The sequence below is a fragment of the Enterobacter sp. ENT02 genome (assembly GCF_019219165.1).
GTDB classification, from domain to species: domain Bacteria; phylum Pseudomonadota; class Gammaproteobacteria; order Enterobacterales; family Enterobacteriaceae; genus Enterobacter; species Enterobacter mori.
The window spans coordinates 736065-747464 of record NZ_JAHUWD010000003.1 but is presented as its reverse complement, the minus strand read 5'-3'; the positions used below and the strand labels follow the sequence as shown (position 1 = coordinate 747464).

Sequence of the window (11400 nt, the reverse complement as noted above, 5' to 3'; positions counted from 1 at the left end):
CATCAGGCTTGCGCCCATTGTGCAATATTCCCCACTGCTGCCTCCCGTAGGAGTCTGGACCGTGTCTCAGTTCCAGTGTGGCTGGTCATCCTCTCAGACCAGCTAGGGATCGTCGCCTAGGTGAGCCGTTACCCCACCTACTAGCTAATCCCATCTGGGCACATCTGATGGCAAGAGGCCCGAAGGTCCCCCTCTTTGGTCTTGCGACGTTATGCGGTATTAGCTACCGTTTCCAGTAGTTATCCCCCTCCATCAGGCAGTTTCCCAGACATTACTCACCCGTCCGCCGCTCGTCACCCGGGAGCAAGCTCCCTGTGTTACCGCTCGACTTGCATGTGTTAGGCCTGCCGCCAGCGTTCAATCTGAGCCATGATCAAACTCTTCAATTTAAGTTTGATGCTCGTGAATTAAACTTCGTAATGAATTACGTATGTTCACTCAGAGACTTGGTATTCATTTATTGTCCGAAGACATTAAGAATCCATGTCACTTTGAGTGCCCACACAGATTGTCTGATAAATTGTTAAAGAGCAGTGCCGCTTCGCTTTTCGCAGCGGCGCGGGGTGTGCATATTACGCTTTCCCGCTTCAGAGTCAAGCGTTTATTTTCGCTTTTCTCTGCTGACCCGGCGGCGTGTGTGCCGTTATTCCGTGTCAGTGGAGGCGCATTATAGGGAGTAATTCCGAAGCTGCAAGGATAAAGTGAAAATTATTTACTGACTGCTCACTTTCCAGGCAAAGCACCTCCCGAACCTCAATTTTCGCCTGGTTTTTAAACAAAAACGAGCCGCAAGCGGCTCGTTTTTGCGTTTTGTGATTTACTGCACTGCCACAATGCGATCGTCGTTGGCTTCGAGAAGGATAACTTTGCCAGGAATCAGCTCCCCGGAAAGGATCTGCTGCGCCAGCGGGTTTTCGATCTGCTGCTGGATAGCTCGTTTCAATGGACGAGCCCCGTACACCGGGTCGTAACCATTCTCGCTCAGCAGCTTCAGCGCCTCGTCCGAGATGTGGATTTCATATCCACGCTCTTCCAGACGTTTATAAAGACGCTGCAGCTGAATCTGCGCAATCGACGCGATGTGTTTCTCACCCAGAGGATGGAAGACCACGACTTCATCAATACGGTTGATGAACTCCGGACGGAAGCTATGGCTGACCACACCGAGTACCAGATCCTTCATATGGCCGTAATCCAGCTCACCGAAGCGTTCCTGAATCAAATCGGAACCCAGGTTCGACGTCATAATCACTACCGTATTACGGAAATCGACCGTTCTCCCCTGCCCGTCGGTCAGTCGACCATCATCCAGCACCTGCAGCAGAATGTTGAACACATCCGGGTGTGCTTTTTCCACTTCATCCAGCAGGATGACGGAGTAAGGGCGGCGACGGACCGCTTCTGTCAGATAGCCCCCTTCTTCATAGCCGACATATCCCGGAGGCGCACCGACCAGACGCGAGACGGAGTGTTTCTCCATAAACTCGGACATGTCGATACGCACCATCGCGTCGTCGCTGTCGAACATAAAATTAGCCAGCGCTTTACACAGCTCGGTTTTACCGACACCGGTTGGCCCCAGGAACAGGAACGAACCGATTGGACGATTAGGATCGGAAAGCCCTGCACGGCTACGACGAATAGCGTTGGAAACAGCCTCAACCGCCTCGTTTTGCCCAATGACGCGATTGTGGAGATCCTGCTCCATGCGCAGCAGTTTCTCACGCTCGCCTTCCAGCATGCGTGCCACTGGAATACCGGTCCAGCGCGCCAGCACTTCAGCAATTTCTGCATCCGTCACTTTATTACGTAACAAGCGCATCGTTTTGCCTTCGGACTGCGTCGCAATCTCAAGCTGTTTCTCCAGCTCAGGGATTTTGCCGTACTGTAGTTCAGACATACGCGCCAGGTCACCGACGCGACGCGCCTGCTCAATGGCAATTTTTGCCTGTTCCAGCTCTGCTTTGATCGTCTGGGTGCCAGAAAGGGACGCTTTCTCCGCTTTCCACTCTTCTTCTAACTCAGAGTACTGACGTTCTTTATCGTCCAGCTCTTCGTTCAGCATATCCAGGCGTTTCTTACTGGCTTCATCAGACTCTTTCTTCAACGCCTGCTGTTCCAGCTTGAGCTGAATAATACGGCGGTCGAGACGGTCCAGCTCTTCCGGTTTCGAGTCAATCTGCATACGAATGCTTGATGCCGCTTCGTCGATCAGGTCAATCGCTTTGTCCGGCAACTGACGATCAGCAATATAACGATGCGAAAGCGTCGCTGCGGCCACGATTGCCGGGTCCGTAATCTGCACATGGTGGTGCAGCTCATAGCGCTCTTTCAGGCCACGCAGGATCGCGATGGTGTCTTCAACGCTTGGCTCAGCAACAAACACTTTCTGGAAACGACGCTCAAGAGCAGCATCTTTCTCAATGTACTGACGGTACTCATCCAGAGTAGTTGCACCAACGCAGTGAAGTTCACCACGCGCCAGCGCAGGTTTCAGCATGTTCCCGGCATCCATTGCGCCGTCTGCTTTACCTGCACCGACCATGGTGTGCAACTCGTCGATAAACAGAATGACGTTGCCTTCCTGTTTCGCCAGGTCGTTAAGCACGCCTTTAAGACGCTCTTCAAACTCGCCACGGTATTTCGCACCGGCCACCAGCGCGCCCATATCCAGCGCCAGCACGCGGCGGCCTTTCAGGCCCTCCGGCACTTCGCCGTTGACAATACGCTGCGCCAGCCCTTCAACAATGGCGGTTTTACCAACACCAGGTTCACCAATCAACACCGGGTTGTTCTTGGTACGACGTTGCAGTACCTGGATAGTACGGCGAATTTCTTCGTCACGGCCGATCACCGGGTCAAGTTTGCCCTGTTCAGCACGCTCGGTCAGATCGACCGTAAATTTCTTCAAAGCCTGACGTTGGTCTTCGGCTCCCTGATCGTTCACGCTTTCACCTCCGCGCATTTTCTCAATCGCCTGAGTCACATTGGCGGTGGTTGCACCAGCAGATTTCAGCAGGTCGGTTAAGGTACCGCGTGATTCAAGCGCCGCCAGAACAAAAAGCTCTGACGATATAAAGTTGTCACCACGTTTTTGCGCCAGCTTGTCGCAAAGGTTCAGCACGCGCACCAGATCCTGAGACGGTTGAACGTCACCACCGGTACCTTCTACCTGCGGTAAACGGCTCAGCGCCTGATCGATAGCGGTGCGTAACTGGCCAGCATTAATGCCAGCGGACGTTAATAAAGGACGTACCGATCCCCCTTCCTGATTCAGCAAGGCGCTCATTAAATGAAGAGGTTCGATAAATTGGTTGTCGTGCCCCAGTGCGAGAGACTGGGCATCGGCGAGAGCAAGCTGGAATTTATTAGTAAGACGATCCAGACGCATAACTCCTCCCATTACAGGTCAAATTTGCTACTGGAGATTAAATGAGGTCATCCCTCAATTATTCAAGGTTAATGACCTGAATTATGTGAAAAGAAAACGGCACGTACCGGATCGTCTTGATTCTTTAGGTTATATCAGCCAAATGAAACTTGCCATACGACCCGTCGTCTTGTCGCGGCGATAAGAGAAAAAATCACCCTTTTCGGTGAAGGTACAGCGATCGCCGCCGAAGATCTGCGTTACGCCCACGTTATTCAGGCGCTGACGAGCGAGCGTGTAGATATCGGCCAGATATTTACCCCCTGAAGGCAGGAAGGCTTCCACTGCTTGCGGATCTTTTGCCATAAAGGCTTCGCGGACCTCTGGGCCCACTTCAAATGCGCGAGGACCAATGGCCGGGCCGAGCCAGGCGATGATATTGTCTGGCTCATCGTTAAAGCAGGCGACAGTCTCTTCCAGCACACCTTCACACAGACCACGCCAGCCCGCATGAGCTGCCGCGACTTCAGTGCCCGCACGGTTACAGAACAGAACCGGCAGGCAGTCAGCGGTCATCACGGCGCACACCGTTCCTGGCGTGTTGCTGTAGGAGGCATCGGCACGTTTAGACGCATAGGGTTCCCCCGACAGCGTCAACACATCCTTGCCGTGAACCTGCTCAAGCCAGACAGGTTTAGACGGTAACTTGCCCGCAGCAAACAGACGTTTACGATTTTCTTCAACGTGTTCCAGGTTGTCACCACAGTGCGCGCCGAGGTTCAACGACTCCCACGCACCCTGGCTCACACCGCCGATTCGGGTCGAACTGCAGGCAGCCACGCCTTCGGGCAGCGGCCACTCCGGAACAATCAGTTTGGTCATAACCAGTCCACGTGATCCTTATGTTCTTCAAAGTCAGCGCGCATGGCGTCGATAAGTTCCACCATATCCTGTGGGATCGGCGCATGCCATTCCATCTGAATCCCCGTAATCGGGTGGTAAAGACGCAGCATGGTTGCGTGCAGTGCCTGACGGTCAAACTTACGCAGTACAGAAATGAACTCATCAGACGCGCCTTTTGGCGGACGAGGACGACCACCGTAGACCTGATCCCCCACCAGCGGATGGGTAATGTGCGCCATATGCACGCGGATCTGGTGAGTACGGCCGGTTTCCAGACGCAGACGCAGGCGTGTATGTATGCGGAAATGTTCCATGATGCGGTAGTGCGTCACCGCTGGTTTACCCATCGGGTGCACCGACATATGGGTACGTTTGGTCGGGTGGCGACTGATAGGCTCTTCAACCGTGCCGCCAGAGGTCATATGACCAATGGCTACTGCTTCATACTCACGGGTGATTTCGCGCAGCTGCAGGGATTCCACCAGACGAGTCTGAGCAGGAACAGTCTTTGCCACTACCATCAGACCCGTGGTGTCTTTATCCAGACGGTGCACAATACCGGCGCGCGGTACATCTACGATTGGCGGATAATAATGGAGAAGTGCGTTAAGTACCGTACCGTCAGGATTCCCCGCGCCTGGATGAACAACCAGGTCGCGCGGCTTGTTGATCACCAGAATGTCATCATCTTCATAGACGATGTCCAGTGGGATATCCTGCGGCTCGAAGCGGATTTCCTCTTCGATTTCAGCATTGATGGCGACAGCTTCCCCACCTAACACTTTCTCTTTTGGTTTGTCCCAGATCTTGCCGTTTACCATCACGCGCTGGTCAAGGATCCATTCTTTTATGCGTGAACGCGAATAATCAGGGAACAATTCGGCCAAAGCCTGATCTAAGCGTTGACCGAGCTGATTTTCGGAGACTGTTGCGGTGAGTTCTACTCGTTGTGCCATAAACTGCTTCTTCGTTTAACGTTGGGTTTTACGGCTTTGCCGTTTAATATAGTGTGCTATTGTAGCTGGTCTTAATCGGGAGCAGGAACAGAGTTTCTCCCGGACAAACATTTGAGGAAAGTCAAAACGTCATGACGCGCATGAAATATCTGGTGGCAGCGGCCACGTTGAGCCTGGCTTTGGTGGGCTGCTCCGGTTCAAATGAACAGGTCCCTGACAATCCGCCGAATGAAATCTATGCGACTGCACAACAAAAGTTGCAGGACGGTAACTGGAAACAGGCGATAACGCAACTGGAAGCGTTGGATAATCGCTATCCATTTGGTCCCTATTCACAGCAGGTACAGTTAGATCTTATCTACGCGTACTATAAAAATGCCGATCTTCCGCTGGCTCAGGCCACCATCGATCGCTTCATGCGTCTGAACCCAACTCATCCTAACATCGATTATGTCATGTATATGCGCGGACTGACCAACATGGCGTTGGATGACAGTGCACTGCAGGGCTTCTTTGGCGTGGATCGTTCTGACCGTGACCCGCAGCACGCACGTGATGCCTTCAATGACTTCTCCAAGCTGGTGCGCGGCTACCCGAACAGTCAGTACATTACCGATGCCACCAAGCGTCTGGTGTTCCTGAAAGATCGTCTGGCGAAATATGAATACTCCGTGGCTGAGTACTACACCCGCCGTGGCGCTTGGGTTGCCGTGGTTAACCGTGTTGAAGGTATGCTGCGTGACTATCCGGATACTCAGGCAACGCGCGATGGCCTGAAGCTGATGGAAAATGCCTATCGTCAGATGCAGATGACTTCGCAGGCTGAAAAGGTCGCGAAAATCATCGCCGCGAACAGCAGCAACACCTGACAGAAGCGTCAATGCAAATCGGCAGCCTCAGGGCTGCCGATTTTTTATTCATTTCTGTCACCCGCTGAAGCGCTTTAGCCTCAACACATCCCGTCAACTATGGCCCCAATTTTTGTCTTCGACAAGGTAAATCTCACCTCTTCCTGCCCTGCCTCACAAAAAAGATTCCCTGACAAAAAGTGACAAAATAACGTGATCTAAATCACACATTTTGACATTAGGTCGGGTATGCTGGAATCACCAAGACGGAAAGACAAGAGGTAAAATTTATGACAATGAACATTACCAGTAAACAAATGGAAATTACTCCGGCAATTCGCCAGCACGTCGCAGACCGTCTCGCCAAACTGGATAAATGGCAAACACATTTGATTAACCCACATATCATTCTGTCCAAGGAACCGCAGGGTTTCATCGCTGACGCAACTATCAATACTCCAAACGGCCATCTGGTCGCCAGCGCAAAACATGAGGATATGTACACCGCTATTAACGATTTGATCAACAAGCTGGAACGGCAGCTCAATAAAGTGCAACACAAAGGTGAAGCCCGTCGCGCCACAACATCGGTGAAAGACGCCAGCTTCGCGGAAGAAGTTGAAGAAGAGTAATCCTTTAAATTGAGTGTACCGCCAACGCGCCTTCGGGCGCGTTTTTTATTGACAGGGTGAAAACAGTACGGGTACTTTAACGGTATCAATTTCAGGATGACTTTATGAAACTTACGCCGTTCTTCTTCGCATTCTTTTTTACCTTCCCCTGACTGGGAGGCGTTTCGTCGTGTGATAAAGAATGCGAAGACGAACAACAAGGCCTCCCACAGCGGGAGGCCTTTTTTATTGATAACGATAAAACGAGACAGGCAACACTATGACACCGGAAAACCCGTTACTGGATCTGCGCGTAAAAATCAGCGCGCTGGACGAGAAATTACTGGCGCTGTTGGCCGAACGCCGTGCCCTCGCCGTCGAGGTGGGTAAAGCCAAGCTGGACTCTCACCGCCCCGTGCGCGATATCGACCGCGAGCGCGATTTACTGGAACGGTTGATTCAGCTCGGCAAAGCGCATCATCTTGATGCCCACTACATCACCCGTCTGTTCCAGCTCATCATCGAAGATTCCGTTCTGACCCAGCAAGCGTTGCTCCAGCAGCATCTGAACAAAACCAACCCGCACTCTGCACGCGTCGCGTTCCTCGGTCCAAAAGGCTCCTACTCCCACCTGGCTGCGCGCCAGTACGCAGCCCGCCATTTCGAAGAGTTCATTGAGAGCGGTTGTGCGAAGTTTGCTGATATTTTCAATCAGGTAGAAACCGGCCAGGCGGATTACGCCGTGGTGCCTATTGAGAACACCAGTTCCGGCGCCATTAATGATGTCTACGATCTGCTCCAGCACACCAGCCTGTCGCTGGTTGGCGAGCTGACAATCCCAATCGACCACTGCGTGCTGGTCTCCGGCTCAACCGACCTGAGCAAGATCGAAACGGTTTACAGCCATCCTCAACCGTTCCAACAGTGCAGCCAGTTCCTGAACCGCTATCCGAACTGGAAAATTGAGTACACTGAAAGCACCTCGGCGGCGATGGAAAAAGTGGCGCAGGCTAACTCTCCAACCGTCGCCGCGCTCGGCAGCGAAGCGGGTGGCGCGCTGTATGGCCTGCAGGTGCTTGAACGCAATCTGGCAAACCAGACGCAAAACATCACCCGTTTCGTGGTGCTGGCGCGTAAAGCAATTGATGTCTCGGATCAGGTTCCGGCAAAAACGACCCTGCTTATGGCTACCGGTCAGCAGGCAGGCGCACTGGTTGAAGCGCTGTTGGTACTGCGTAATCACAATCTGATCATGACAAAGCTGGAATCACGTCCGATCCACGGTAATCCGTGGGAAGAGATGTTCTACCTCGATATCCAGGCCAACCTGGAATCTGCATCCATGCAGAAAGCCCTGCGCGAACTCGGCGAGATCACGCGCTCCATGAAAGTGCTGGGCTGCTATCCGAGCGAGAACGTGGTCCCGGTTGACCCGGCTTAATGTTCAATAAATCGACTTTTCTTCATCCCTGCCACGCTGACGGGCAGGGTGAAGATGGCACCGGAGAGGGGGTACTTCGCCACCTCTTCCGCATCCATATTTTCCCGCGTGGTGGTAATAAACAGCGTTTTCATGTCATCACCGCCAAAACAGACCATCGTCGGGCAACGTACCGGCATGCGGTATTCTTCAAGTTGCTCCCCTTGCGGTGAAAAACGGGCAATACGCCAACCGTCAAACATCGCGCTCCAGTAGCAGCCTTCTTCATCCATAGCCGCACCGTCGGGTATGCCTTCCCCCTCGTTAAACCGGCGAAACGCCTCGCGCTTGCCGGGTTCGCCCTGCTTATCAAGCGGCGTACGGTAGATCACGCCGTTTGGCGTGTCTGAGGTAAACATCCACTGCTTGTCCGGACTAAACGCTAAGCCGTTATGCCCGTGAATATCACACTGGATCACTTTCGGCGTCAGGTCGTTATCGATACGCATCAGCATGGCACCGTTATAATCTCCCGGCCCCCAGAAGGTGCCTGCATAGAACCGTCCCAGATGGTCGGTACCCCCGTCGTTAAAACGAGCAAGCTGCGGGTTGGACGGGTTATCGCACACCTTGCGCCGGAGCAGACCGTGTTTATCGGTCAGCCAGATCCCCGTACGCATCGCCACAATAAACCCGCCACGCTCGCGCAGCGCGAAACAGCCCACCTCTTCGTGAAAAGAGAGCACTGTGTGTTCTGCCGTGGGCAGATGAAAACGATGGATCTCCCCTTCCAGAATATCCGCCCAGTAGAGTGCATTCTCTTCCGCACTCCACGTCGGGCACTCTGGCAAATGTCCGGTGTAATTCAACAGCAGCTGCGGTTCAGCCATGACAAGTCCCCAAAATGAAAAAAGCCAGCAACGCTGGCTTTCAGTATATACATCATCGCATTACTGGCGACTGTCATTTGCCTGACGCAACAGCGTGCGGCTTTCACTCTGGAAACGCGTGGCGTAATCGCCAAACCAGTGCTCTACCTTACGGAAGCTGTCGATAAACGCCTGCTTGTCTCCGTGCTCCAGCAGCGTAATAGCTTCGCCAAAGCGCTGATAGTAGCGCTTGATCAGCGCCAGGTTGTTTTCGGAGGACATAATAATGTCCGCGTAAAGCTGTGGATCCTGAGCAAACAGGCGCCCGACCATCGCCAGTTCCAGACGATAGATAGGTGAAGAGAGCGCCAGCAGTTGTTCAAGCTGCACGTTTTCTTCCGCCAGATGCAGACCATAGGCAAAGGTTGCAAAGTGGCGCAGCGCCTGAATGAAGGCCATGTTCTGGTCGTGCTCAACCGCGCTAATGCGGTGCAGTCGCGCCCCCCACACCTGAATTTGTTCCAGGAACCACTGGTATGCTTCCGGCTGACGCCCATCACAGTAGACGACTACCTGCTTCGCCAGGCTGCCACTGTCCGGGCCAAACATCGGGTGCAGACCCAGTACCGGGCCCGTATGCGCAGCCAGCATTGCCTGCAGCGGACCATTTTTGACGGAAGCCAGATCCACCAGAATGCAATCATCCGGTAAAGGAGGAAGCTTCCCGATGATCTGCTCCGTCACGTGAATCGGGACGCTGACAATAACCATTCCGGCATCTTTCATGAGTTCCGGGGCATGCTCCCAGTCCTCTTTTTCCAGAATGCGTACCTGGTAGCCAGAAAGCGTCAGCATTTTTTCAAACAGACGGCCCATCTGACCGCCGCCGCCGACAATCACTACCGGGCGCAGCGAAGGACAAAGGGTTTTGAAGCCTTTGTCATTTTCACTGGAGTAAGATTCGCGCATCACGCGGCGCAGGACATCTTCAATTAAATCCGGAGAAACGCCCAGCGCCTGAGCCTCTTTACGGCGGGAGGCGAGCATAGAGGCTTCGCGTTCCGGGACGTAAATCGGCAGGCCGTATTTGCTTTTGACCTCACCGACTTCAGCAACCAGCGCCATGCGGCGCGCCAGCAGGTCCAGCAGCGCCTTATCCACTTCATCAATTTGATCGCGTAATGCGGTCAATTCAGCAACCATAACTACCCTCTTAAGCCAGACGCGTCGCCAGCTGGCCGTTCAAATCTTTGTGGATCTCACGCAGCAGCGCATCGGTGGTTTCCCAGCTGATGCAGGCATCCGTAACGGAGACGCCATGCTTCATTGCGCTACGCGGTTGTTCCGATGACTGATTGCCTTCATGAATGTTGCTCTCAATCATCAGGCCGATAATGGAACGGTTGCCATCTTTAATCTGTGCGATCACCGATTCCGCAACCGCAGGCTGGCGACGGTAATCTTTATTCGAATTACCATGACTGCAATCTACCATCAGCGCCGGGCGCAGTCCTGCCTGTTCCATCTCTTTTTCACACTGCGCGACATCAGCCGGGCTGTAGTTTGGTGCTTTACCGCCGCGCAGGATCACATGGCCATCGGGGTTGCCCTGCGTTTGCAGCAGGCACACCTGGCCCGCCTGGTTGATACCGACAAAACGGTGCGGCATTGCGGCAGCGCGCATCGCGTTAATCGCCGTCGCCAGACTGCCATCGGTACCGTTTTTAAAACCGACCGGCATCGACAGGCCAGACGCCATCTCGCGGTGGGTTTGTGATTCCGTGGTACGCGCACCAATCGCAGACCAGCTGAAGAGATCGCCCAGGTACTGCGGGCTGTTCGGATCCAGCGCTTCGGTAGCCAGCGGCAGCCCCATGCTCACCAGTTCCACCAGCAGGCGACGCGCAATTTTCAGTCCTGCTTCCACATCAAACGAGCCATCCATGTGCGGATCGTTAATCAACCCTTTCCAGCCCACGGTAGTACGTGGCTTCTCAAAATAGACGCGCATCACGAGATAGAGGCTATCGCTGACCTCCTCCGCTAATGCTTTAAATCGACGAGCGTACTCAATGGCGGTTTCAGGATCGTGAATGGAGCAAGGACCGCAAACCACCAGCAGGCGCGGATCGCGGCCAGCGATGATGTCAGAAATGGTCTGGCGCGAGTGCTCGATTTGAGCTTCCTGCGCAATGCTCAGCGGAAATTCCGCTTTAAGCTGATCCGGGGTGATTAAAACCTGTTCGTCAGTGATATGTACGTTATTCAGCGCGTCTTTTTGCATGATGGCGATCCTGTCAAGCTCGTTTGCGATAGTTGGTTTTCCTCGAAGAGGTGAAACCACCATACCATAAAAAGTAAACATTTCAATCCAAAATACGTACACATTAGTTTACACAAGCCAATTTATTGCAAAATTCAGC

10 protein-coding genes, 1 rRNA gene and 1 other annotated feature are annotated in these 11400 nt (G+C 53.4%); of the genes, 4 read left to right on the top strand and 7 right to left on the bottom strand.

Annotation, left to right across the window (positions count from 1 at the left end):
* The 4 genes from KW829_RS14570 to rluD form a co-directional block, all read right to left on the bottom strand.
* Positions 1-389: ribosomal RNA gene (locus tag KW829_RS14570) — 16S ribosomal RNA — on the bottom strand; the annotation flags it as partial.
* Positions 390-817: 428 nt separating this feature from the next.
* Complete coding sequence (gene clpB, locus KW829_RS14565; RefSeq protein WP_218308474.1) at positions 818-3391, bottom strand: ATP-dependent chaperone ClpB; 2574 nt, start codon at positions 3389-3391, stop codon at positions 818-820.
* 129 nt (positions 3392-3520) lie between these two features.
* Positions 3521-4252 (bottom strand): purine nucleoside phosphorylase YfiH, encoded by a 732-nt coding sequence (yfiH, locus tag KW829_RS14560; protein ID WP_174340931.1) that lies wholly within the window; start codon positions 4250-4252, stop codon positions 3521-3523.
* The gene (gene rluD, locus KW829_RS14555) at positions 4249-5229 is read right to left on the bottom strand and encodes a 23S rRNA pseudouridine(1911/1915/1917) synthase RluD (protein WP_010434127.1); all 981 of its coding nucleotides are present in this window, start codon (positions 5227-5229) and stop codon (positions 4249-4251) included. Before rluD ends, yfiH begins: the two co-directional genes overlap by 4 nt.
* A gap of 131 nt (positions 5230-5360) precedes the next feature.
* Between rluD and bamD the strand changes: the two genes are divergently transcribed.
* From bamD to pheA, 4 genes are all read left to right on the top strand, one after another.
* Positions 5361-6098: an outer membrane protein assembly factor BamD gene (bamD, locus tag KW829_RS14550; RefSeq protein ID WP_010434129.1), complete on the top strand. Its 738-nt coding sequence runs from the start codon at positions 5361-5363 to the stop codon at positions 6096-6098.
* A gap of 269 nt (positions 6099-6367) precedes the next feature.
* On the top strand, positions 6368-6709 hold the full coding sequence (gene raiA, locus KW829_RS14545) for a ribosome-associated translation inhibitor RaiA (protein WP_008502470.1): 342 nt from the start codon (positions 6368-6370) through the stop codon (positions 6707-6709).
* A gap of 103 nt (positions 6710-6812) precedes the next feature.
* Positions 6813-6938: a sequence feature (Phe leader region), on the top strand.
* Complete coding sequence (gene pheL / locus KW829_RS14540) at positions 6814-6861, top strand: pheA operon leader peptide PheL (protein ID WP_100249759.1); 48 nt, start codon at positions 6814-6816, stop codon at positions 6859-6861. Its footprint overlaps the feature before it by 48 nt.
* 30 nt (positions 6939-6968) lie before the next feature.
* Positions 6969-8129 (top strand): bifunctional chorismate mutase/prephenate dehydratase, encoded by a 1161-nt coding sequence (pheA, locus tag KW829_RS14535; RefSeq protein ID WP_010434130.1) that lies wholly within the window; start codon positions 6969-6971, stop codon positions 8127-8129.
* Here the strand turns inward: pheA and KW829_RS14530 are convergent.
* Genes KW829_RS14530 through aroF form a run of 3 tightly spaced genes read right to left on the bottom strand, consistent with a single transcriptional unit; the run spans position 8126 to position 11261 of the window.
* Positions 8126-8998: an SMP-30/gluconolactonase/LRE family protein gene (locus KW829_RS14530; protein WP_218308473.1), complete on the bottom strand. Its 873-nt coding sequence runs from the start codon at positions 8996-8998 to the stop codon at positions 8126-8128. The two genes, pheA and KW829_RS14530, sit on opposite strands and share 4 nt — an antisense overlap.
* A gap of 60 nt (positions 8999-9058) precedes the next feature.
* Positions 9059-10180 (bottom strand): bifunctional chorismate mutase/prephenate dehydrogenase, encoded by a 1122-nt coding sequence (gene tyrA / locus KW829_RS14525; protein ID WP_120159269.1) that lies wholly within the window; start codon positions 10178-10180, stop codon positions 9059-9061.
* 10 nt (positions 10181-10190) lie between these two features.
* Positions 10191-11261 (bottom strand): 3-deoxy-7-phosphoheptulonate synthase AroF, encoded by a 1071-nt coding sequence (gene aroF / locus KW829_RS14520; protein WP_010434135.1) that lies wholly within the window; start codon positions 11259-11261, stop codon positions 10191-10193.
* Positions 11262-11400 lie beyond the last annotated feature (139 nt).

Bases quoted from the DNA above. Each gene is read 5' to 3' on its own strand.
- pheA (WP_010434130.1), top strand. From the start codon at position 6,969: ATGACACCGGAAAACCCGTTACTGGATCTGCGCGTAAAAATCAGCGCG.
- bamD (WP_010434129.1), top strand. From the start codon at position 5,361: ATGACGCGCATGAAATATCTGGTGGCAGCGGCCACGTTGAGCCTGGCT.
- tyrA (WP_120159269.1), bottom strand. From the start codon at position 10,180: ATGGTTGCTGAATTGACCGCATTACGCGATCAAATTGATGAAGTGGAT.
- yfiH (WP_174340931.1), bottom strand. From the start codon at position 4,252: ATGACCAAACTGATTGTTCCGGAGTGGCCGCTGCCCGAAGGCGTGGCT.
- raiA (WP_008502470.1), top strand. From the start codon at position 6,368: ATGACAATGAACATTACCAGTAAACAAATGGAAATTACTCCGGCAATT.
- rluD (WP_010434127.1), bottom strand. From the start codon at position 5,229: ATGGCACAACGAGTAGAACTCACCGCAACAGTCTCCGAAAATCAGCTC.
- KW829_RS14530 (WP_218308473.1), bottom strand. From the start codon at position 8,998: ATGGCTGAACCGCAGCTGCTGTTGAATTACACCGGACATTTGCCAGAG.
- clpB (WP_218308474.1), bottom strand. From the start codon at position 3,391: ATGCGTCTGGATCGTCTTACTAATAAATTCCAGCTTGCTCTCGCCGAT.
- aroF (WP_010434135.1), bottom strand. From the start codon at position 11,261: ATGCAAAAAGACGCGCTGAATAACGTACATATCACTGACGAACAGGTT.